The sequence below is a fragment of the Thermococcus sp. P6 genome (genome assembly GCF_002214525.1).
Classification (GTDB): Archaea; Methanobacteriota_B; Thermococci; order Thermococcales; family Thermococcaceae; genus Thermococcus.
Genome location: NZ_CP015104.1, coordinates 1399026 through 1420599 on the forward strand (window position 1 = coordinate 1399026; position 21574 = coordinate 1420599).

The 21574-nt window shown below is 49.9% G+C and carries 22 protein-coding genes; 5 read left to right on the plus strand and 17 right to left on the minus strand.

Annotated features, from left to right (window positions below):
* Positions 1-58: 58 nt before the first annotated feature.
* Positions 59-1354, minus strand: a complete 1296-nt coding sequence (locus A3L12_RS07575) for a PQQ-binding-like beta-propeller repeat protein (RefSeq protein ID WP_088883051.1) — start codon at positions 1352-1354, stop codon at positions 59-61.
* Positions 1355-1422: 68 nt separating this feature from the next.
* Here A3L12_RS07575 and A3L12_RS07580 point away from each other — a divergent pair, with 68 nt between their 5' ends.
* Entirely contained in the window at positions 1423-2172 is a 750-nt protein-coding gene (locus A3L12_RS07580) for a PH0542 domain-containing protein (protein ID WP_088883052.1), read from the plus strand.
* Here the strand turns inward: A3L12_RS07580 and A3L12_RS07585 are convergent.
* From A3L12_RS07585 to A3L12_RS07650, 14 genes are all read right to left on the minus strand, one after another.
* Positions 2169-3155 (minus strand): hypothetical protein, encoded by a 987-nt coding sequence (locus A3L12_RS07585; protein WP_088883053.1) that lies wholly within the window; start codon positions 3153-3155, stop codon positions 2169-2171. The genes A3L12_RS07580 and A3L12_RS07585 overlap by 4 nt on opposite strands.
* Before the next feature lie 23 nt (positions 3156-3178).
* A complete protein-coding gene (locus tag A3L12_RS07590; RefSeq protein ID WP_088883054.1) occupies positions 3179-5128 on the minus strand; it encodes a hypothetical protein in 1950 nt (649 codons plus the stop codon).
* Positions 5125-6837, minus strand: a complete 1713-nt coding sequence (gene flaJ / locus A3L12_RS07595) for an archaellar assembly protein FlaJ (RefSeq protein WP_088883055.1) — start codon at positions 6835-6837, stop codon at positions 5125-5127. The genes A3L12_RS07590 and flaJ overlap by 4 nt, the downstream gene beginning before the upstream one ends.
* A 12-nt stretch (positions 6838-6849) precedes the next feature.
* Complete coding sequence (locus A3L12_RS07600) at positions 6850-8481, minus strand: type II/IV secretion system ATPase subunit (RefSeq protein ID WP_088883056.1); 1632 nt, start codon at positions 8479-8481, stop codon at positions 6850-6852.
* A gap of 1 nt (position 8482) precedes the next feature.
* Entirely contained in the window at positions 8483-9181 is a 699-nt protein-coding gene (locus A3L12_RS07605; RefSeq protein ID WP_088883057.1) for an ATPase domain-containing protein, read from the minus strand.
* 25 nt (positions 9182-9206) lie between these two features.
* Positions 9207-9677, minus strand: coding sequence for a flagellar protein G (locus tag A3L12_RS07610; protein WP_088883058.1), 471 nt, complete (start codon positions 9675-9677; stop codon positions 9207-9209).
* Positions 9678-10166, minus strand: coding sequence for a flagella (locus tag A3L12_RS07615; protein WP_088883059.1), 489 nt, complete (start codon positions 10164-10166; stop codon positions 9678-9680). It lies immediately after the preceding gene.
* Positions 10167-10183: 17 nt separating this feature from the next.
* A complete protein-coding gene (locus A3L12_RS07620) occupies positions 10184-11377 on the minus strand; it encodes a FlaD/FlaE family flagellar protein (protein WP_088883060.1) in 1194 nt (397 codons plus the stop codon).
* Positions 11378-11380: 3 nt separating this feature from the next.
* Entirely contained in the window at positions 11381-11857 is a 477-nt protein-coding gene (locus A3L12_RS07625) for a flagella accessory protein C (protein WP_088883061.1), read from the minus strand.
* 24 nt (positions 11858-11881) lie between these two features.
* Entirely contained in the window at positions 11882-12640 is a 759-nt protein-coding gene (locus A3L12_RS07630; RefSeq protein WP_088883062.1) for a flagellin, read from the minus strand.
* A gap of 54 nt (positions 12641-12694) precedes the next feature.
* Complete coding sequence (locus A3L12_RS08510; protein WP_157726718.1) at positions 12695-13651, minus strand: flagellin; 957 nt, start codon at positions 13649-13651, stop codon at positions 12695-12697.
* A 21-nt stretch (positions 13652-13672) separates the two neighbouring features.
* The gene (locus A3L12_RS07640; RefSeq protein WP_088883064.1) at positions 13673-14314 is read right to left on the minus strand and encodes a flagellin; all 642 of its coding nucleotides are present in this window, start codon (positions 14312-14314) and stop codon (positions 13673-13675) included.
* 242 nt (positions 14315-14556) lie between these two features.
* The gene (locus A3L12_RS07645) at positions 14557-15501 is read right to left on the minus strand and encodes a class I SAM-dependent methyltransferase (protein ID WP_088883065.1); all 945 of its coding nucleotides are present in this window, start codon (positions 15499-15501) and stop codon (positions 14557-14559) included.
* A 9-nt stretch (positions 15502-15510) separates the two neighbouring features.
* Positions 15511-15831, minus strand: coding sequence for a helix-turn-helix domain-containing protein (locus A3L12_RS07650; RefSeq protein WP_088883066.1), 321 nt, complete (start codon positions 15829-15831; stop codon positions 15511-15513).
* A 342-nt stretch (positions 15832-16173) separates the two neighbouring features.
* Here A3L12_RS07650 and A3L12_RS08330 point away from each other — a divergent pair, with 342 nt between their 5' ends.
* The 4 genes from A3L12_RS08330 to A3L12_RS07665 are packed head-to-tail and all read left to right on the plus strand — an operon-like array spanning position 16174 to position 19673.
* On the plus strand, positions 16174-16416 hold the full coding sequence (locus tag A3L12_RS08330; protein WP_157726719.1) for a hypothetical protein: 243 nt from the start codon (positions 16174-16176) through the stop codon (positions 16414-16416).
* Positions 16417-16421: 5 nt separating this feature from the next.
* Entirely contained in the window at positions 16422-17165 is a 744-nt protein-coding gene (sufC, locus tag A3L12_RS07655) for a Fe-S cluster assembly ATPase SufC (RefSeq protein ID WP_088883067.1), read from the plus strand.
* The gene (gene sufB, locus A3L12_RS07660; protein WP_088883068.1) at positions 17143-18570 is read left to right on the plus strand and encodes a Fe-S cluster assembly protein SufB; all 1428 of its coding nucleotides are present in this window, start codon (positions 17143-17145) and stop codon (positions 18568-18570) included. The genes sufC and sufB overlap by 23 nt, the downstream gene beginning before the upstream one ends.
* Positions 18567-19673, plus strand: coding sequence for a SufD family Fe-S cluster assembly protein (locus A3L12_RS07665; RefSeq protein ID WP_394335076.1), 1107 nt, complete (start codon positions 18567-18569; stop codon positions 19671-19673). Before sufB ends, A3L12_RS07665 begins: the two co-directional genes overlap by 4 nt.
* 152 nt (positions 19674-19825) lie before the next feature.
* Here A3L12_RS07665 and A3L12_RS07670 read toward each other — a convergent pair whose 3' ends face one another.
* Together A3L12_RS07670 and A3L12_RS07675 are read right to left on the minus strand one after the other, a co-directional pair.
* Complete coding sequence (locus A3L12_RS07670) at positions 19826-20476, minus strand: peroxiredoxin (RefSeq protein ID WP_088883069.1); 651 nt, start codon at positions 20474-20476, stop codon at positions 19826-19828.
* 537 nt (positions 20477-21013) lie between these two features.
* Positions 21014-21571 carry a hypothetical protein gene (locus tag A3L12_RS07675; protein ID WP_088883070.1) on the minus strand — a complete coding sequence of 186 codons (558 nt, stop codon included), beginning with the start codon at positions 21569-21571 and terminating at the stop codon, positions 21014-21016.
* Between the last annotated feature and the right edge of the window lie 3 nt (positions 21572-21574).

Genomic DNA, 21574 nt, shown 5'->3' on the forward strand with positions numbered 1-21574 from the left:
TAATCCTGCCCGGGGATTTACAATAAAAAGGCAAAAATAGCGGTATAGACTTTCCTTTTCAATTCCTTCTCAGCATGAGAACGATCAGGCCGAGCAGTACCAGAATCCCGGGGCCGCAGATGGACTGCTTTGAGGGAAGGAACTCTGTGAGGTCCAGCAGGTAGACCTCACCGCTTCCGGTTCCAAGCAGTGCCATGTCTCCATTTATGGATATACTCCTCACGTAGCCCGTGTCCAGTTCGTTCAGGATCTTTCCGTCTTCCCTCGAGATCAGGTACACCTTGCCCTCACTGTACACCATGGTTCTGTTACCCTCTTCTTTCTGTTCAAACTTGCCGGTTCCCACGAGCAGGTATTCGTTGTAGGCCTTAACCACTTTCCCCCTGTAAGGTAGGGAAACCTCCCAGAGCGTATCTCCCGTGTTCAGGTCAACGGCAACCAGTTTTCCGGATGTGCCTTCTATCCCGGCAATATAACCGGTGTCATTGACTATCTCTATATCCTCAACGTAGAAAAGGTCCTTTTTCCATTTTATGTTTCCATTTTTGTCAATCAGGTATAACTCCCCAGCAACGTTGTCGAACCCCGTTCCCACAACAACGTTTCCTCTCCACGTCTCCATGTCCCTAACCCACCACCGGGTGTCCAGTTTCCACAGCAGTTTTCCGTCTTTTGAGATACCGTACAGGTAACCGAAGTTGTACTTCATGGTGTAACCCGAGGGGGCACCCGCACCTGCGTATATCACGTCCCCCACTCTCACCCGTCCTATGGTGCCGTTCAGTTCTACAAACCACTCCTGCCTGATTTTATCCCCATCAATGTCCCACCTGTACACCCTCCCCCATGTTTCGTTTTTCGCCCCTTCGCCGATCCACCAGCCGTCGGCAACGTACAGTGCCTTTCCCTCAATATCAAAGTCAAAGAAGCTTCCGTAGGTTATGTTGCCTGCCAAGATAGAGCCGTTTCTGGAAACGAGCCATACTTTTCCCAGAGTGCCGAAAAAGTTGCTCGGTCCCCTGCTTATGTCCACCCCCACCACAAGGGTTTTTCCCGTGGAGGAGAGCTTCCTTACGAATCCCACAGGCCGTTCCCATAGTTCCGTCCCGTTTAAGGAAAATGCCGAGATGTTTCCTCCGTACCATATTATCGTGGTGTTCAGCTTTGGAGCGGTTACGTAGGAGATGTAACCACAGCCGGCGTATGCGGTGTTGTTTTCCAGATAGACGCTCTCCACGGTTTTCTGAAATTCCGTTCCAGTACAGACGCCCTTTTTCCATATCACCGGGGAGTCAGCTCGGGCGTATGGTAAAAGGAGCAGTGAGAGTATTAGTACTGCCATTAACCTCCTCATTTTTATCCCTCCGAGGGGGTCGGGTTAAAGTTATATATATGTTTCGTGAACTTAACACGGTGGGGTGGATGGCCGAGGAGGAAGAGGTGGACATCAGGGAGATGCTGGCGGAGGGGAAGGATTTAGACAAGCTTGTCATACTTGCCAGGAGCAGGGACGGGTATTTTAAAAAGCTTATAGAATGTCTGGATGATGATTTGTGGGTGGTCTCAAAGAATGCTCTGGTGGTAATAAGGGAGCTTCTGGAAGAAAAGGATGAGATTCAGGAGCCCCTTGCAACCAAACTGGTCTCCATGGTCAGGAAGAGTGAGGCGACCCTTCTCACGTACGAAATCGGGAAGACCTTTGGAAAACTTGCCGTGCTCGAGCCCCCTTTAATACGGCGGATGATACCGATTCTGTTTGCCAACTACAATATCGGCAATCCAAAAGTTAAAATAAACATGACCTATGTCATTGAAGAGATAGCGAGGAGCAATCCCAACCTGCTGGCTTCTGTAATAGGAGACGTTAAAAAAATGCTGTATTCCAACAGTAGAGACGACATTCTGGTGGCCCTCAACTTCATAGCCGCGCTCGGGGGACATAATTTCGTCTATGTGGCCCCTTACCTTCCCCGGCTTCTTGATCTGCTCCATCATGAAAACGAGGTTGTAAGGGCGGCTGCCATTGAAACCCTGAGCGATCTGGCGATGAACAACAGGAAACTTAGAAAGGTGGTGATTGAAAAGCTGGAGGAGTTGAACGATCCGGATTCACTCGTGAGGAGGGTTACCCGGGAGAACATATCTAAACTGATGGCCGCCGAGAAGGGTTAAACCTCCTCTTCCTCTTTTTTGCCCTTCATGAGTTCTTCCAGCGTTCTATTTAATTTTGAATTCTCCTCCCTGAGTTGCTCGTTTTTCTGTTTCAGTTCCTCTATCTGGACGAGAAGTTTCTTCGTTTCCTCCACCAATTGTCTTACTTTTGTCCTTGGAACGTATTCCTTAAGTTTCCTCAACGCTTCCTCTGTATCGTTTGTCCCCGTGAGTCCCGTAAGGAACGCCTTTATGGAGGTTAACTCATCTATTGCCTCACGGTATTTTCCGAGCTCCTTTTCTATGTCCTCAACAGTTTCCAGCTGCTTTTGAAGCGTTGCAATCTTCTGTTTTAGTTCGGCAATAAGGCGGTTCTTGGCTTTGACCTCTTCTTTTAGGGAATAGTTCTCCCTTAAAATATCCTCATAATGGCTCTGGATTTCCTTCAATGTTTTTGCCAGATCAACGCTGACTCCAAGCGCTTCTCTTCTTAACCCTTCCTCCAGTTCCTTGAGTCTCTCCTGGAGTATCCTGTTGATCTCTTCCTCAATTTTTTCTTCGTAGATGTCCTTTAACTTGTTCGCCACTTCTATCGGGTAGTACTCCAGTCTTTCTTCCAGCTCGTTGATGCGGGGAAGCACCTTGTTCAGATTGCTCAGTACGAGCGTTTCCCTCTCCAGTTGCTCTATTCTGTCTTCCAGCCCTTTTATCTCTTTTTCCAGTCGGTTGTATTTCTGTTCGTATTCCGATCTGACCGACTCGAGTCTCATATTCAAATTCTCCACTTGGTCTATGGAGTACTCAACCCTACTTTTAAGTTCTTTATAAACCTCCGTTATGGCGGTCAGGCAGACGATGGAGTAATCCCCTATCCCCTCCGCTTCCACGACCGAGCCCTTGATCTTTTCCCACTGCTCCAGTGCCTTCAGATCCTCAACTAAGTCCGGATGCTTCTTTTTTAAATAATTCCACGAAACTCGTGTATTTTTCTTTTTTTCAAACATCTTCTTCACCCCGGTTGGGAACATCACCCGGTTCGAGACTGTATCCATGCGATTATTATGATGACAGCTGCGCCGATCACCATTCCGATTCCTGAAAAAACGATCTTTGACTTTAACGGGGTGTATGGAACCGTGATTGTTTGGTTTACGATTTTCTCAACTTCTATGGGTACCTTTTTCTCCACGTACTCCGTTCTGTTCACATAGACAACACGGGGGGTGCACGTGACGTTTTGATTGGGAGTAACGTTTTCCTGAGGAGCTTCCTCTGAGATGAACTTCAGTGGGACACTAAGCCGGGCTATGGTACGGTTCCCAAAGATGATCTGCCCTTCGATCGACAGGTTGTTTTCGGTTAGGGCGATCAGTGACAGCTTTATCTCCTTGGATTGGTTGGGCGCCAAGTAAAGGGAGCCTTCCACGTATGGATAGTTGAAGGACACCTCCTCAAGTTTAACGACTGCGAACTTTTCCACCGGCATCCTGAAGGTAACGGGGACTTTTACGTTTCCGGAATTCCGGATCTCCACCCTAACATCGAAAGGATCGCGTCCAACAGCCTCCGGGGCTGTTATGCTGATGTTGTACTTCAGTTCCGCTTTTTCAATGTACGCTCTAACGGGTAGCGATGCAATCTCTATGGTACCGTTGTTGCAGTTTAGTCCCTTTGGCGAAGGGGCTTTTACGATTATGTTTCCAAGGGTCAGGTTACCGAACTCCTCGTCAACTGCAACGTAGAACTTTAGCCGGTATGAGGACCCTGCCCCTATCTTCGGGATGGTGACCCGGGACCCGTTTAACAGCCTCACGTTTGAAGAGGGAACATAGTTAACCTCCACGTTTTCAACGTCTTTGTTCTCGTTGTTCTTTACCGTGACCTCGATGGGGAAACTTTCGTACTGAACCGCTCTGGATGGAGAGTTCACCGTGACGTCGAGTTTTGGAGGAATATCATCGTACTTGAGGATGGATTTGTTTGATACGAACGTGATAACGGTTATTCTTCTGGGGGTTGCGTTGAGGCTCATACTCAGGACGCTTACCTCGAGTTCACGGTAGTTCAACGCTTTGAATACATCCTGAGGGGTTATTAGGGCACCTGTCAGTTCCTCCCCGCACAGGTTCGTTATTCTTAAATAAACGTGTGATGGGTCGATGTAGGTGAAACCAATTAAATAAGGCCCAAATCTTACAGTTTCTCCCTCGTTTATGATATTCTCGAAACCGGGATTTACACTGACATCAACGAAGGCTCCCTTTAGGTATGCGTTCACTTTGGCGTAGACGTTGGAGTCGTTGACTATAATCCTCTCCACACTGACCACGAAAGCACTGGTTTCCACCGTTTCTCCAACCTGCACCTCGTAGGTGCTTCCGTTTTCCCTGAACTCCAGCACGTTAACGTATTCTCCTGAGCTGTTCTCGACCCTTACCTTCTCAAACAACAGGGAACGTGAATAGAAATCTATGGACTCCCCCTCCTTCAGATATCCGGAGTAGACTTCCGGAAAGGGGGTGGCGTTTATTTTCAGGGGTCCGTACTCTATCTTCGGCGTGGTGAACTCCCTGGTCTCATTCCCCTCCGTGATCGCAATCCTCAGACCATCCTTTCTTGAAGAGAGCAATGAGATCGAGTAGTTCCCTATCTTCATGCTCTCCCCTTCCAGCAAATAGGGATAATCCAGGGAAAGGTGGGCGTATATCCTCTCGCCCATCACGATCCCGTCCACGAGAAAAGACGATCCCATCAGTGACAGAGAATCTCCAACTTTGAGGTATCTCATGGTGGAGTTGTTGGCAGATTCAACTTGTATGAGGTATCCCGAACCGTCGGCAGAGACGTCCTGTAACCTGAGGGTGTAATCAGGGAGGGTGATGCTGAACGGAACTTCCAGCCAGCCGGTTATAACCGAAGCACTTGCCGGGGGCAGGAAGAGGGCCAGAATGAACATGATAACCACGAGCTTTTTCATGGTACGCTCCCCCCTTTGAGTACCAGAAGGAACACCTCACTCGCCCCGAACTTCAGCATTTTCGCCATGAGCATCTGCCCAAAGTACATTCCCACTGCGAATATCCAGATAAGGATCACGAAGTAATACAACGTTGCCAGAAGGTTTCCCCCGTCGGAGAATTTTATTACAAGGGATGAGATTAATGAGTGTATGACCATGAGCAACAGCATCATCGCGGTTAACAGCACTAATCCCGCGGGTTCGATAACGTGTATTAAGCTTCCTATGTATTCACTGGGCACCTCCATTTTTCCGAAGATCTCACCTATCGATACGGCAACCTGGAACGACGATGCCAGGGTGAATGCAAATGCTCCGGTTAGCCCGTAGATGACACCTATGAAACTTGCCACGCTCTGGGATCTTTTTCTTCTCATTCTAACCATTCTTTCAAAGTTTCTTGAGATCACCTTGCCTACGTAGTCCGGCTCAGCGCCCAGCTTGATACTTTCCCTGAACATCTCCGAAAACATACCTATGAGCCAGCTCCCCGTCTCGGCGATAAAGTAATCCCATGCCGCTTCGTCGTTGATCCTGACGGCGAGTCTTTTGTATAACGCCCTGATTCTTTCGGTCAGGCTGCCGAAGTCATGGGCGCTTAGATATTTCAGAACTGAGACCATGGATGACCCGCTCGCCGCCAGTGTGGAGCTTAGACTGCGTATGAACGCCGGGAAGTTTTCATCCATAACGTAAATACTCTCTTCTTCCCTTTTCGTGAGCCATCCGGCGTATGCCAGCGGCGTTGAAACAAGGGCTATGACAAATTGATAGGGGATGTTAAACCGGTTTCTCAGCAACAGCACGTAAATTAAGCCCATAACGACCGTACCGAGGATGGAGATTCTTAAGGCCCTCCTGAGTTTTCTCGTTCTTTCTGTGGGTATCTGTTTTTCCGCCCAGACGGGGTCTTCGGGCATCCTGTACCTTATGAAAAAGAGGATTCCCAGTTCCGAGGCCAGTATTATTGCCACCAGATATATTGAGAGCCTTGCTATGCTCTGTCCCGTGATTATGGGGCCTATAATGATGAACGATGCTATGAAAACCACGGAAATTATTATTGATTCATAAATCTCCTTAAAAACATCAAGATCGTACAGTGCCCCTTCGTAAAACGTCTGAAAATCGTCCATGACGGTCGTCTGCTCTTGGAATAGGTAATCTTTGAGTTCCACACCGCTGTCCAGGGAGTAGGCCAGCCTGTCTAAAAAATCTGCAAACACCTTGCTCGGAGTTCTTCTGGCGAGAAACCTAAAAGCCTCAGGTAGACTCCTGTGGAGTTTTCCAACTATTGTGTACACTTTCTTCAGCTCGCTGGCTATCGCTCCGAGTTTGTCGTTCTCGGACAATATTTTTATTAACTCGTCCCTCGAAACCTCACTGGTCGACAGGGTCGCGAAGTACGTTATGAAGAAGGGAATCTTGGAGTTTATTGAAATCTTTTTACTATCCGCTACGAAATAGGGGTAAAAGGCGGCGTATATCATGACTACAAGTGGAATGAGATAGAGGAGAACTTTAAACCCCGTGGGAAGGGATACAAACCTTACCAGAACACTTGTGGCTATAACCAATACAACGGTTAAAATAATGGAGGGGAGGAGTATCCTTCTGAGGTACTTCTTCATTGAGAGATCCGCCTTTACAAAGATACTGGTTCCCATAGGCTCCCCACCTCATATCCTGAAGCTCAGACCCTGTAGTCCCTTCTCGTAGAACGCTTTAATTTCCCTGTATACGTCCCAGTAGTTGGTAATTCCGAGTTCGACCATCCTCTGCAGAATTCTGGCCCTTAAGAACAGTTCATCGTAGATTGCCTTTGGATCTTCGTATCCCGCTATTTCGGCTATCTTTTTCTCGAGTATGTACGAGTTGTTGAATCCTCTAAAGTGGTGAACATCCGTCACAGGATCCCATTCAAACACGTTCCTCGTGGCCACCCCACCGAGTTCCTCGTAGTATCCTTCTATCTCGACAACCGTGAGCACCCTTCTCAGGAACTTCCCCCTTACGTACACCGCCTGCTGGAAAAGTGCTATGTTGAGGTTATCGATAAAGGTAATGGGAACGTTAATCGGGCTTCCTGTGAACCTTTGAATCATTTTCTTTACATCGCCTGCGTGGAATGTGCTCAGTACCGGGTGGCCCGTCTGCATTGCCTGAAACGCGATCGCACCCTCGGCACCCCTGATCTCACCAACGATGATATAATTAGGTCTTGATCTCAGGGCAGCCTTAAGCAGGTCGAAAAGTGTAACCCTGCTCTCCTCGGGACCCCTTTCCCTTGTTACCAGACGCTGCCATGTTGGATGTGGCACGTGGACCTCCGGGGTATCCTCGGCCGTGTAGATCTTAGCAGTGGGTTTTATGAAGGGAATGATTGCGTTCAGTGTGGTTGTTTTGCCGCTCGCGGTTTCTCCACATACGAATATGCTCATACCGTATTCCAGGGCAAGCCACAGGTAGGCGGCCAGTTCGGCACTCATGGTCTTCCATGCTATCAGCTGGGTTATGCTTAACGGTGTGGCACTGAATTTCCTTATCGTCGCACTGGGTCCCGTGAGGCTTATGTCCGGGCTATATATTATGTTGATTCTCGAACCGTCCGGCAACGCTCCATCGACTATTGGGTACCTGTCACTCACTGGCCTTCCTATACGGTCACTGAGACCTTTAAAGTAGTCCATGAGCTTTATGACGTCACCGAAGGTTATGTTGGTGGGCAGGGCTTCAAAGATCTTATGGACGAGTGAAACGTAATTCGGTCCGATTATGTGGATATCCTCAATGTAGGGGTCTCTGGCGAGGGCTTCAAGGGGGCCTATGCCTATTATGTCCCTTTTTATCAGGTATCTGAACTTCTCGGTATCCTCGCGGGTTAAGGTAAAGTTCACTCCTTTTTTAAGTGGGCTTCTGGATTTTAACAGGGAAAAAACAGCTTCGTCGAATATCTCATCCAGGAACTTCTCGAACTCTTCTTGATCTTCGGGTATGTCCTTTGAAGGAGCGAGCTCAAGGATCCTGTTTTTTATCGCGGTGTATTTTTCCTCCTCCTCTCTGGTTTCGATCCGGGGTTCGATGACTATGTACCTCTTTTCCGTCTGGGGATCACCGTAGATGTGGATGAATATTGGATCCCCCACCGGATACAGGATGTTGGGATAGGGTATCTCCTTCATGTCCCTCGTGAGCTGGGCATGGAATTCCGGCAACTTCCCGTACTTTCTTCTGAATTGTTCAACGTATCCTCTAAGGTGGGGGTTTCTCCTCATAGCATCATCCAGGGTATCACTAATGTTCTGGGCCATTTCACACCACCGCGGCTATTTCTACTATTAGCCCGGCCTTAGGCTCAACTCTAAACGGAATAATCTTCTGAAAGACTCCTTTTGTATTGTTGTACTTTACTATGGTTGCCGAATTCTTTAAATCTCCCCCAAAGACCTTTACCTGTAATCTTATGAGCATCGTGGAAGCTTCCTCGAGCATGAGCAGGGCATCCCTATCCATCTCCTCTTTGTTGACCGTGAGGATTATCACCTTATCCAGACTGGCGAGTTTTTTGATGTACATAAGGAAATTTCGGATGGCCTCCGGGTCCTGTTCCCTCGTGAGTATGGATGAAAAGGAGTCTATGATGATTACATCATGATCCCACAGCCTGGGTTCTCCCAGAAGTCTCCCGAGAAACCTTTTCTTCTCGCTTATGCCCGTCAACAGGGGATAGAGCGACACGAATACCAGCTTTTTTCTTATTAGAAAAGGGATTACGTCATACCCCAGAGAAGACATCTGATTTAAGTATTCGACAGTAGTATACTGACTGGAAACGTAGGAAGCACGGTATCCGTTCATCAGGAAACCGTACAAAAGTCTCTGCACGAAAATGGATTTACCCGTACCCCTATCCCCCTCCAGGAGCATGATGGTCCCGGCGGGTATCCCTCCCCCAAGGCGTCTGTGAAGTTCATCCCCCTTAAGCTGAATTTTGAGTAACTCCTCCGCCAAAACGCTCACCCGCTGAAAGCTTTTATCAGGATATCCTAAACACGAGACTCCTCTGTATTCCGTTTTCCAGTACCACCACCAGCTTGTGGTATCCGGACGTTAGCTTGGTGGTGACCGTTATTGCCCCCACTTCGTACGGTGCAAGACTTGAGATTGGATTGCCGTCTATGTCCGTGAATGCTAAATTTGAGGGAGGCACGATGTTTCCATCTATGAAGACCTGAACCGCTTCACCACTGAAAGCGAAGGCTTCCTTACCCGTGTTTTTTATGTAAAACGTGTAATCATATGGGCCCGAACCGGAGACCGGGATGTTTTCCGGGTCGTTTATGATCACAAAGTCGGATTTTAACCTGCTGGACAGTTCCTCGCCCTGTACCCGCATATCCCTGGCAAGGTCGTTGGTCACGTAAGCCAGGCCTCCCGCGACAGTCCCCGCGATGATTATGGCCACGATGAACATTATGAGTTCCGAAGCCGGTCCACCCGCTGCCATTCAGCTCACCTCTCTGGGACATGCCCACCCCGTTGCATCCACAATCGCGTTGGTTCCATTGTCATACCATTCAACCCTCAACCCACAGCCATTTTCTGTGAATATCCAGATGACATGAGGTTCACCATTCAGGGGGATTCCCGTCACGTTGATCGTTATGTTCTCACCCGGAAGTAGATACCTCTGAGAGGGAGTAAGTGCCGGTCTGGGAGCGCCATCATAAACTATCGTCCAGTACGAAGGGGTGAGCGTTAGTCCGTCGTTTCTGATTACAAACGTGATGTTGTATGTGGAGTCGGGATTCACCACGGACGTATAATTTTCAAGATCGAGTTTACTGCTTATCCTGGAGATCTCCAGGTCGTGGGAGTACTTCTCCGCGTCTTTAACCTGGGAGTATGCGTTGTACCATGCGGGGTAAAGGACCGAAAGTGACAATAAAATGGAAGTAAAGAGGATCGCTGCACTCGCTGATACGCTGAATCCCATGGTGGCCACCTTTGGTTTTAGACGCCGTAGAACTCATCGAGTGTCTTCTCCAGAGTTTTGATTTCCCTTTCCAGTTTGTCAAGCACGTCCCTGTTTATCCTCAGCCCCCTGAGGCGTTCAATAAACAGCAACGAGATCAGGTGGTCCTGCACGGTAAGTTTCTCTGCGGGTTTCCATTCAGGATCTCTGTGGTGAGGTCTGGTGCCTTTGGCGTACCTCAACAGGGTATTCAGCACGTTTTCGCTTATCCATCCTATCTCGTAGTAGAACTCAAGTACGTTCTCAAGGTTCTGTATACCCACCCTGTCGATAAGGAAGCCCAGCCACTTGAGTGCTATCATCGTTGATACCATGTCCTCGGGAATAGCTTTGAGACGGTAATTTTTGGGTTCTTCCTCAAACAGCAGTTTTGCAAACTCCTCAGGGACTTCAATCTTCCCTTCGGCCATCTCAACTTCACCCCCTTCCGATTTCCTGGTAACCTCCTCTTCGGAGGCGGCCTTAAACTCTTCTTCGTGAACTTCCACTTCGGGAACCTCTTCTTGAGGAGTCTCTTCTTCAACAACCTCCCCCGTAGGGGCTTTCTCTTCGGGAACCTCCACTTCAGGTTGTTCTTCGGTCTCTTCCGCTTCCACATGAACTTCTTCTTCCTTGTGAACTTCTTCCTTCGAAGGGATCTCCTCCACCACAGGCTTTTCTTCAACCACCTCTGGGGTGATACGCTCCTCTTCCCGGAACCTGGTTTCGGGCACTTTGGACTCTTCGGGCTTCTTGCTCGCCTCGAGCTTTTCATGAAGACCCCTTACTTCTTCCTTAATCTCCTCGACTTTCTCGAGCTTTTCGCCAAGACCCTTTACCTTTTCCTTAACTTCCTCGACTTTTTCTCCCAGGTTTTCAGCCCTCTTCTCATATACGGTGTACTTGGCTTCCTCCAGACTTTCAAGCAGTTGTGATAACTGGGCACTGAGATCGTTTAGTCTCTTTCCCATCTCGTCGACTTTCTTGTTGATCTGTTCGTATTTGCTGAACTGGTTCCCATACACTTCGAGAGTCTTTTTAACGATCCTGTCCAGATGTTCAGGTGTTAGTTCATCCTTCTTTGCAAGTAGCTTCTCCCTGAGGTCGTTTATGATGACACTCGGAACTTTGCCCCTCAGCTCGGCGAGCTTTGCATTGATGTCCGCTTCGGTCACGTAACTTGTAACCTCCATGCGTTACACCTCCGACAGTGCCTCGTATATTATCGAGTCTATGTCTATCACCCCGTAGCCGGCAACTACTTTCAAATCGCTTTTGATCTGGGCAAGTTCTGATCTAATCTCTTCGAGTTGCTGTCTCAGTTCCTGTAACTCCTGAGATAGGGGATTCTCTGAGGCCATCTGTTCTTTAAACGGGTTTATCTCCTGTGAGATCACTTCGTATAACATCATAACGTCTTTGATGGTCTTTTCCAGCCTTTCGATATCCTCCCGGGTTTCCTGGAACTGTTTTTTCATCGTGTCAATGCTTATCTTTATCCTTGGAATCTCGTTCTCGATTTCGTTTATCCTCTCTGCAATTTGCTCTATCATTTCCTCCTCTTCTTTGCTTCCTTCCAGTTTCTCTTCCAGTTCTGCTACCAGCTCCTCCGTCTCGCTCTCACTGGTGTCCTTCTTCTTTTTGAATAATGAAGATAGGAACCCAAGGGCCATCCCTATCACCCTTCATCGCTTTCTTCACTGGAGCTCCATGATCTTCGCGGTGTACGTCTGTGGCGTTGTGAACTCTATGACGCCGTTGCTACCCGTCTCAAGGATCACGCTCCCCACTACTTTGGTGCCTGGCGGAATCCCAAACCCGTTCGAGTAATCACCGTCATTGTCGAACGGGAACGTCCAGAGTGCCACTACCGCTATGTCCCCCCAGCTAAGCACCGGGTTGTCCTGGGTCAGGCTGTTGTCCGCATCCTGCACGGCGAGTATTCCGAAAGCTGGAGTTCCGGTGCTGGTGTACATGTACGCCAGGTTCTCCCAGAGGGCTTCAACGCTGTTCGTGGTATTGTACCCGCTCAGCGATGCTATCCTGGTCTCCACCCCCTCCGGGAAGACGTTGGGTATTGGTCCTCCGTAGAGGAACGTCCCCTGACTCAGGTACGTTGAGTTGGGGTACGTGTAGATTACCATGTGAGTACCGTCTGAGAGCATGATCTTTACATTGGACAGGTCGATACCCTGACCACCCGCGTTGGGCGATAGGTAGATTACCAGACGTGTTATGTTCCCTTCACTGGGTATAGAGCTGTTCACATATCCGTACACGTTAAGCACCTTTATACCGCTTGAGACCTCCTGTGTGGTCTGCCTTCCGGTGCTCATGGCCCTCTGCTGCAGCGTCCCTGCCGTGCTTATGAGCACTCCTGCGGCCACTGCCGCCACTAACACCATGGCTATGAACACTATCAGCGTGCCGATGCCTATTGCTCCCCTTCTCTTCATTGGGTCACCCCCTTAAAATGTTAAATTTAAATGGTTAAAAATAAATCAAAGAATTCACTGGAGTTCAACTACTTCGGAGGTGTAGGTGCTTGGGGTTGTGAACTCTATGACGCCCGGAGCGCCGAATTCTGGGACGACCTCTCCGCTGATCTTCGTCCTAACAGGGATACCACCGTTGAATAGTGCTTCGGTGTTGACGCATAAGATGGCAACGTCCCCCTGGTTGAGGGTTGGAGTGTCCCTATTTAGTGAGTTGTCGTAATCCTGAATGGCGATTATACCGAATCTGGTACTGCCGAGGGCATTCCAGACGAACTCCGGCCATGAAATTGCCGCTGCCTGGGCAAAGGTGCTGTCTACTATCTGAAGGGAAGTGTCGGTGGTGTCGTAGTCAAGGCCTCCACTGAAGATACCACTTATTGCACCTTTCGTAAACTGCGGGTTGTTGAAGTATATCCAAGTGATGTTCCCACTTGTAGTATCCTGGCCGAACTGCAGAATTCCAGTTGCATTTAGCTTGCTCATGTTGACGTAGTATGAATCGAGAGGAGAGGATAGTTGCCCCTTTTCAAGGATGTATTCCGTTAATCCAAGTGCACTTGCAAACTGGGACGCGTTAGCGTATACATAATTGGATGTATCTGTAGTAGTTTCAATGTTCACTGTGATGTTGGAGGTCCCGTATTTAAGGAGAGCCTCAACGTCCCCATTTGATAGGGTCATCTTGGTGTTGAGCAGGTCGATTCCTGAGCTTCCAGCGTTCGGGGACACGTAAATCGCAAGCTTTGTTACTTTGTTAGCGCCATCCGGAACATAACCGGTGACACTGTTGACTTTGATTCCGCTTGCGACTTCTTGGGTGGTCTGTCTGCCTGTGCTTGAGGCTTTCTGCTGCAGGAAGCCGCTGGTGTTTATGAGTACTGCTGCGGCCACTGCCGCCACTAACACCATGGCTATAAACACTATCAGGGTGCCGATACCAATAGCACCCCTCTTCCGCCCAAACCTCATTTTCATTCACCTCCTAAAACTTCACTGGAGTTCAATTACGGTGGAGGTGTAGGTGCTTGGGGTTGTGAACTCTATGACGCCCGGAGCGCCGAATTCTGGGACGACCTGTCCGCTGATCTTCGTCCTGACCGGAATGCCGTTGCCGAACAATGTCTGAACCTTAACCGTCAGTATTGCCGTATCTCCGGCGTTGATTGTTGGAGTAGTACCACTGATGGAATTGTCGTAGTCCTGAACGACTATTATACCGAACTCTGTGCCGCTGGTGAAGCTCCATGCGTCGAGAGAGGTGTCGAATATGTCGCTTGGCAGGTTCGGTGTTATTTTACCAGCGTACTGGAGGATGGCCTGATCTTCGCCGTTTGACAGTATTATCTTCGTGTTGCTCAGGTCGATTCCTGAGCTTCCAGCGTTCGGGGACACGTAAATCGCCAGGAGGTCTATGCCGTCATTTGTTCCATTCACGTGTCCGACGACTCTTGAGACCTGTATTCCGCTTGCGACTTCTTGGGTGGTCTGTCTGCCTGTGCTTGAGGCTTTCTGCTGCAGGAAGCCGCTGGTGTTTATGAGTACTGCTGCGGCCACTGCCGCCACTAACACCATGGCTATAAACACTATCAGGGTGCCGATACCAATAGCACCCCTCTTCCGCCCAAACCTCATCTGCCGAGCACCTCCGTAGGAGTTTTTCAAATATTGTACGGCGATTCTTTTATATACGCTTTTTTTGTTTTTAGTTATGTAATTGGTTATGTAGGTATCAATGTAAGTGGAGAAGGGACATGGGGGGCGCCTTGGTATTGTTGTAATTTCGTAAAGTATTTGGAAAAATTCTGGTATTGTTGACCTCCTTGGGACACGATGATATAGGAGATTTAGACAAAGAATTATAAAAGAGAAGATATTTAATGTTTTGTCACTACCATCACGCTTTTGCCGAGGGTTTTCACATCAACATTAAAGCCGTTATCGAGGATGGCACGCTTCACCTCTTCAGTGCTTGGATACCCCACAAAGTCGCCGACCAGACCCTCGAAGAATTCAAGCGCTGAGATCTTCTCAAAGTTATCCCTGAAGGGCTCAACTATAATTAGCTTGCCTCCGCTTTCAAGAGAGTCCAGCACCCTGTGGATAACCCTCCCCCTGTCTTTGAGGTACTCAAGCACAAAACTCATTACGGCCACATCGTACTTCCTCGAGGGTCTTATCAGGTGGGCGTCTATCTCCTTCAGGTTGACCCAGTCGTATCCGCCTTCCTTTACCCTTTCTCGGGCTATCTCAAGCAAACCTGCGGAATAGTCTATTCCCATGTAATAACCGTTTGGTCCGGCCTGTTTTCCTATTTCGACCGGAGAGACTGAACCGCAGCCAATGTCGATAACGCTTTTGCCATCTGAAATGCCGGCTACCTTGTCTATTATTGACCTGTACAGTGATGCGAACTTTGAATTCAGTCTGATATCCCAGAAATCGGCATCCTTATCAAAATCCATGGAAACGTAGGGGTGATCCCGACGTATGAACGCGTAATCCATCATAAAGTATACCCTCTCCAGTGACATCATCCAGTCTGAGAAGGAATAATCGTCCGGCGCTATGTACTCCTGAGGAAGTTTTTTGAGCATCACTCCTAGGGAGGTGTTTTCAATGATACCCAGCTTATTCAGGGTTTCGATGAACCTCTCCAGCAGTTCGGTGTTCTGAACTTCTATGCTCTCCAGTCCCCCGTTGGGTTTTTTGGAGAGCGCTTTGAAGATATTGTACTTTATCCCAATCTGGAGGAGATGACTAAAGGATACGTTGGCCATCATTTGCAGATTTTTGTCCAGGACTTCGATTGAGGACGTCATCTTCTCACCTCACCAGAACTTCTTGTAGTAGGGGTAGTAAGTTTTTAAATACTCCATAACTTTTTTTCCGTACTCTGTGAGCTTATAGTATTTGAAACCATTGTTGTGAACCTCTTCGACGAGGCCCAGATATACCAGAGAGCTGTCACCGTTGTATCGGTTTCCCAGTCCTACCAGCGCCCCCCTAACGTTGGATGGGTCGGAACCTACGTTCCTTGCAATCTCTGACAGGTACGTTGCGGAAGGGTAAATCTGGTATAGGTGCATTAGTATCCTCCTCCTCAGATCACTCCTGTGGAGGGATCGTAATATATGGGGATCAATATACATATCTGCACCCTCCTGACATGGTCTCTGTACATATTGTCAAGATTTTAGCTCCATTCTTACAACAGGCGTCACAATTCACACGTAAGCTTATTGGATGACCTCGCAGTTAACATCACTCCAACCAGAGGCGTTATTATTTGTATTGTATAGTATTTAAAGCTTTTGGATGATTATAGTTTTATAATCAACAATATCGCCAGATATTTTGAAAATTTTCAAGATATTGGAGAGTCTGGTACCGTTGGGAAGGTGGCTATGGAGTTTAAAATCAAATGATATTTTGGAAGATTATAACGAAAATGATAGTTTTGGTACCATATAAAATGTATAATCGTTATTTGCATGATAATTTTGGTATTGGAATTTTTCCAAAAACTGCATGATAATTTTGGTATTGGAATTTTTCCAAAAACCGGAACTCACGCGGAGGGAAAGGAAGGGAACGGTAGATTCACACCACCTTCGGATCATTCCGGATTCAGGGGGTATCAAAGGGATTTCTGGTTCCCGAAATACCCATTATTGAGAAGAAAGGTTTTAAAAGTGTACTCTCCTACCCAATCACGGGTAAAAAGGAAGTGGTGATGAACATGCTGAAGGTTGAGAATCTCCACGTTAACGTTGGGAAAAAGGAAATCCTCAGAGGGATGAACCTTGAACTCGCACCGGGCGAGCTCCACGTCGTCATGGGACCCAACGGCTCTGGGAAGTCCACGCTGGCCCTGACGATAGCGGGCCATCCGCGCTATACCGTTACCCGGGGGAGAATACTCTTCGAGGGGAAGGACATAACCGGCGCAAAACCCGAAGAAAGGGCCAGAGCGGGGATCTTTCTCAGCTTCCAGAACCCTGTTGAGGTTGAGGGCGTGAAGGTGATCAACTTCCTTCAGAGGACTCTCAAGAACCTCAGGGGTATCAACGAAGTCGAAGCCTACGACCTTATCTTCAAAACCGTCGAGGAGCTGGGTCTGGACAGGGGGATGCTATCCAGAGAGCTCAACGTCGGCTTTTCCGGCGGTGAAAGGAAAAAGCTCGAGATGCTTCAGGCTTACCTCGTAAAGCCGAAACTCCTCATTCTGGATGAGCCGGACAGCGGTGTTGACGTTGACTCCCTGAAGGTTATAGCGGGGTTGATATCAAAGCTTCACAGGGAGGGAACTTCAATCCTTCTCATCACGCACTACGGCAGAATCCTCGAGTACCTTAACCCCCAGATGGTGCACGTTATCAAGGACGGAAGGCTGGCCGTTTCCGGCGGAATGGAGCTCGTAAAACTCATAGAGGAAAAGGGCTTTACGGCGGTGGGAGAAGATGGAGCAGCACTCAAAGCTTGAGGAGATACTGAAGGCGGGATCCCTCGAGGAGATCCTCGGTCAGTCTCTTCCCTACCCCAAGGAGATAGAGCTTCGGGGCGAGATAACGGAAGACACCGTCAGGGAGATATCCCGCATAAAAAAGGAACCCGACTGGATGCTCAGGCATCGCCTGAAGGCCCTCGAGCTCTTTCGAAAGCTCCCCATGCCAAAGTGGGTCTATGGGATAGATGAGCTCGATGTGGAGAGTTTTTCTCTGTACTCCAAACCCGGGGTGGACAACGAGGTCAGGAGCTGGGAGGATCTGCCGGAGAACATCCGGAGGGTGTTCGAGAGGCTGGACATTCCCGAGATAGAGAAGAAGTTTCTGGCGGGTCTCACGGCCGGTTTTGACAGCGAGAGCGTCTACTCCCGGCTCAAGGAGGAGTTCAAGAAGAAAGGGATAATTATGATACCCATGGAGGAGGCCGTTAGAAGGTACCCCGATGTGGTGAAGAGGTACTTTGGAAGGGTTTTTCCGCCCGGGGACCACAAGTTCTCAGCCCTGCACCATGCCCTCTGGAGCGGTGGGGCTTTCGTCTACATCCCGAAGGGTGTCAGGGTGCCCTTCCCCATAGAGGCCTTCTTCGTCATAGGCTCCGCCTTAGAGGGTCAGTTCGAGCACACACTCCTCGTCGCCGATGAGGGAAGCTACGTTCACTTCATAGAGGGCTGCAGCGCGCCGATGTACAAAAGCTCCTCGTTCCACGATGGAATGGTCGAGATATATGCCCACAAAAACTCCACCGTTAAGTTCACGACAATCCAGAACTGGAGCAGAAACGTCATCAACTTCAACAACAAGCGTGCAATAGTCGAGGAAAACGCCTACGTTGAGTGGATTGAGGGGAGTATAGGGAGCAGGGTAACCTACACCTACCCCTCCAGTGTTCTAAAGGGTGAAGGGGCGAGAACGGCCCAGTACGTGGTGTCCCTTAGCAACGGCCCGTACCTCAAGGACACCGGGGCGAAGACGTGGCACCTCGCCAGAAACACGAGCTCGAAGATAATCTCCAAGAGCATAAGCGCCAACGGGGGGATAAACATCTACCGCGGGCTCGTGAGGATAGCCAAAGGCGCCGAGAACTCAACGGCAGCGGTCTCGTGCGACTCGCTCATCCTCGATGAGAGGAGCAAGGCCTACACCTATCCGCACAACCAGAGCGACGAGCCGAGGGCGAGCATAATCCACGAGGCCACCACTGGAAAGCTCGGCGAAGACAAGCTCTTCTACATGAACCAGAGGGGCATAAGCGAGGAGGAGGCGAAGAGCCTGATAGTCCTCGGTTTCATCAGCGAGGTTCTCGAGGGACTGCCCTTTGAGTACGTTCAGGTTCTCAAGAAGGTCATAGAGCTCGAGTTCAGCGAGGTTGGAGGTGTTGGATGATGTTTAACGTAACCCCCGAATTCCTTGAAAAGCTCGAGTACCAGAAGTACGGGGACAGCCCGACGATAAGAAGTTACACGAAGTGGAGGCTTTTTGAGGAGAACTCCCCGCTGAAGCTTCCCATCGAGGCGGAACCCGGAGAGACCCCGGTGAAGGGACACGTTACCCTCTCGGGAAGCGGGGCTGAGTTCAACCTTCCCGAGGGTGTTGAGCTCGGTGAGGGAACGTTGGACCTCTCCCGGCCAGAGGAGTCGAGGATTCTCGGCTTTCACTTCTATGCCCTCAGGAATGCCTATCTGCTGAGAATCAAGGAGAATCTGAAGGAACCGCTCGTTATAGTCTCCCACCTCTCGGGTAGGGCTTTCGTCAGCCACCACATAAGCATCGAGGCCGAGAACGTCAGGGTCCCGGTTGTCATCTACGACCTGACTGAAAAGGGGACGAAGTCCTTAGTGGTGGAGCTCAAAGCCAAGGGTTCGGAGATCGAGCTTCTAACCGTTGGAAGGCACCGCGGGATATCCCACTACCTGCTCAGGGGGAGCCTCGGTGAGAAAAGCAGGGTCAGAGCCTTCACGCTCTTAAGGGCCGGGGAGATGAGCCATCACCGTGAGGACTACTCCCTCGAGGGGGCCGGAAGCGAGCTGATCCTCAGGGGTATGCCGGTTTCCATGGGGGGGGCCGTGGATTACGTTACCAACGTTCTCCAGTACGGTGAAAAGAGCAAAAGTGAAACGAGGGTTCACGGCTTCTCGTATAAAAACGGCTGGACCGTCCACAGGGGCACGGCAAAGGTCTTCGAGAGCGCGGGGAACGCATCGAGCGGCGTGGTATCTCAGGTTACCGTGATGGACGAAGGGTCGCTTGGAGTGAGCGTGCCGATGCTCGAGGTCGATACGGGGGAGGTGGAGGCGGCCTTCCACTCCTCAACGGTCAGGCAGTTCGACGAGGATGCGCTGTTCTACCTCCGCTCAAGGGGGCTTGATGAGAACGAGGCGCTCGATCTCTTCGTTCACGGCATTGGGGAGGCTTTGAGCAGCCATCTCGAGGGACTCCGCGGAAAGGCCCGTGGAAACGTTGGGGAGCTCATAGAAGGGCTCCTCTGATGTTTTTATTTCCGTCGTATTTCCGGAATTCTGCCCTTTTGGGTCTTTCTTATTTACTTCCTATTGTGGATGCTTTTCTCGAAAAAGGTGTCATGATGGTCAATTAAAATCCCGGAAAAGGCCTTTAAAATGGTTTAAAAAAGGAAAGGGGATCATTCGAGCTTCTTGTGGCAGAACCACCAGTCGTAGCACTCGATCTCGCCCTTGGCCTTGGCCTCTTCCCTCTGCTTCTTCTCGTCGATGCTGGCCGCGGGCGGAACTATGACGCGGTCGCCGATGAGCTCGTTGTTGGGCCACTTGTGGGGCAGTGCAACGCCTTTTTCGGTGCTTATCTTCAGCGCCTTCACGAGGCGGAGTATCTCGTCCCAATCCCTGCCGACCTCAGCGGGATAGTAGACGATGGCCCTTATGATGCCCCTGTCGTCAACGACGAACACGGCCCTGGCGGTGCTGGTTGAACCGAGGGGTATCATTCCGAGCTTGTCGGCGAGGTCGCCGCGATCGTCCGCTATGACCGGGAAGGTTATCTCCTCGCCGAGGTTGTCCTTAATCCACTCCATCCACTTGATGTGGCTGAAGACCTGATCGACGCTCAGTCCTATCGGTTCGACGCCGAGCTCCCTGAACTGGTCGACCCTCTTCTGCATGCCGTAGAACTCCGTTGTGCAGACCGGCGTGAAGTCGGCCGGGTGGCTGAACAGCAGGAACCACTTGCCCTTCTCCGCGAAGTAGTCCGGCAGTTTTATGGTCCCGTGGGTGGTCTTGACCTCGACCTCCGGGAACTTTTCTCCTATCGCTACCATTTTCCATCACCTCTTTTCTTAAGTTTCCTCACTATAAACCATATTGGTTCTGGTATATAAACTTTTTGGTTCTTTTACAGATACCAAAATGATGTATATTCAATCCAGCTAATGGCTTTTTGGGGCCGAATTCAAGTGGCCCCCATATTTCCTGTCATCTTGTAATTGAAATGGCTACCCGATTGGCAGAAGGGGAGAACATAGATCGGACCTAAAACTTTCCTGACGTCAAGCCGTGTTGAATGATGGGTCGTTCAGCGGGGTATCGAGAGCCGGAACGACTCCCTCCGGAACCTTTAGAAAACCCCTGAGTTCTTCCCCTTCAAGAATGGCCGGGGAAGTGCAGTTATGGTTTGGAGGACTCGCGAGGAGGTTTGACATGGATGGATCCAAAACGCTGGCCTACAAGCTGGAGGATGGCCGGGAGAACGCTGCTTGAACCTCTCTCCAGAATGAAAGCCTTCCGGCAGCTTAGCCTCCTCCGGGCAGAGAAAACCGGTATTTATCGGGTGTTCCGGATTGAGAAGGGCATGAGCATCACGGGGCTATCCTTACCCTCTCCGCAGCGTCCCTCTTTACAAGAACCTCCCCGATGCTCCGGGGAATTACGGCAAGATCACCGGCCCTGAAGGGACCGTGCTCCCCGAGTTCTTCGTCGAGTATGCGGGGCAGGTCGATCTTGATTATGTAGGCCTCTCCTCTGGTCTTCCTTCTGGGAGGTTCTTTTTCTTCCGGGACTTCGGTAACCTCCTCCTCTCCCCCGGGTAACTCCTCCCGTTCTATGAAGGCCCTGAGCACAGCGAAGACCTTCTTCTCCTCCTTCGTCAGGCCGTACGGAATTCCTTTCACAGCGAGGTCAACGATCTTGTGCAGCCTTACCCGGATCATCTCTCGCATGAGTTTCTCCGCTATTCTCAGCTGTGCCAGATAGAGACGCTCCTCTACGAGTTCCTCCCTCTCGCGAGAACTTTCCGCCCCCAGCTTGAGGGCCTTCATGAGGCTGTCAAACTCGCGGTAGAAATCCTCGTTTAACTCCGTCAGATCCTGCGACGAAAGCTCTGCTTCGAGCAGTTCCCTGAGCCTGACGATGTCCACGCT

Bases quoted from the DNA above. Each gene is read 5' to 3' on its own strand.
- A3L12_RS07575 (WP_088883051.1), bottom strand. From the start codon at position 1,354: ATGAGGAGGTTAATGGCAGTACTAATACTCTCACTGCTCCTTTTACCA.
- A3L12_RS07580 (WP_088883052.1), top strand. From the start codon at position 1,423: ATGGCCGAGGAGGAAGAGGTGGACATCAGGGAGATGCTGGCGGAGGGG.
- A3L12_RS07585 (WP_088883053.1), bottom strand. From the start codon at position 3,155: ATGTTTGAAAAAAAGAAAAATACACGAGTTTCGTGGAATTATTTAAAA.
- A3L12_RS07590 (WP_088883054.1), bottom strand. From the start codon at position 5,128: ATGAAAAAGCTCGTGGTTATCATGTTCATTCTGGCCCTCTTCCTGCCC.
- flaJ (WP_088883055.1), bottom strand. From the start codon at position 6,837: ATGGGAACCAGTATCTTTGTAAAGGCGGATCTCTCAATGAAGAAGTAC.
- A3L12_RS07600 (WP_088883056.1), bottom strand. From the start codon at position 8,481: ATGGCCCAGAACATTAGTGATACCCTGGATGATGCTATGAGGAGAAAC.
- A3L12_RS07610 (WP_088883058.1), bottom strand. From the start codon at position 9,677: ATGGCAGCGGGTGGACCGGCTTCGGAACTCATAATGTTCATCGTGGCC.
- A3L12_RS07615 (WP_088883059.1), bottom strand. From the start codon at position 10,166: ATGGGATTCAGCGTATCAGCGAGTGCAGCGATCCTCTTTACTTCCATT.
- A3L12_RS07620 (WP_088883060.1), bottom strand. From the start codon at position 11,377: ATGGAGGTTACAAGTTACGTGACCGAAGCGGACATCAATGCAAAGCTC.
- A3L12_RS07625 (WP_088883061.1), bottom strand. From the start codon at position 11,857: ATGGCCCTTGGGTTCCTATCTTCATTATTCAAAAAGAAGAAGGACACC.
- A3L12_RS07630 (WP_088883062.1), bottom strand. From the start codon at position 12,640: ATGAAGAGAAGGGGAGCAATAGGCATCGGCACGCTGATAGTGTTCATA.
- A3L12_RS08510 (WP_157726718.1), bottom strand. From the start codon at position 13,651: ATGAGGTTTGGGCGGAAGAGGGGTGCTATTGGTATCGGCACCCTGATA.
- A3L12_RS07640 (WP_088883064.1), bottom strand. From the start codon at position 14,314: ATGAGGTTTGGGCGGAAGAGGGGTGCTATTGGTATCGGCACCCTGATA.
- A3L12_RS07645 (WP_088883065.1), bottom strand. From the start codon at position 15,501: ATGACGTCCTCAATCGAAGTCCTGGACAAAAATCTGCAAATGATGGCC.
- A3L12_RS07650 (WP_088883066.1), bottom strand. From the start codon at position 15,831: ATGTATATTGATCCCCATATATTACGATCCCTCCACAGGAGTGATCTG.
- A3L12_RS08330 (WP_157726719.1), top strand. From the start codon at position 16,174: ATGATAATTTTGGTATTGGAATTTTTCCAAAAACTGCATGATAATTTT.
- sufC (WP_088883067.1), top strand. From the start codon at position 16,422: ATGCTGAAGGTTGAGAATCTCCACGTTAACGTTGGGAAAAAGGAAATC.
- sufB (WP_088883068.1), top strand. From the start codon at position 17,143: ATGGAGCAGCACTCAAAGCTTGAGGAGATACTGAAGGCGGGATCCCTC.
- A3L12_RS07665 (WP_394335076.1), top strand. From the start codon at position 18,567: ATGATGTTTAACGTAACCCCCGAATTCCTTGAAAAGCTCGAGTACCAG.
- A3L12_RS07670 (WP_088883069.1), bottom strand. From the start codon at position 20,476: ATGGTAGCGATAGGAGAAAAGTTCCCGGAGGTCGAGGTCAAGACCACC.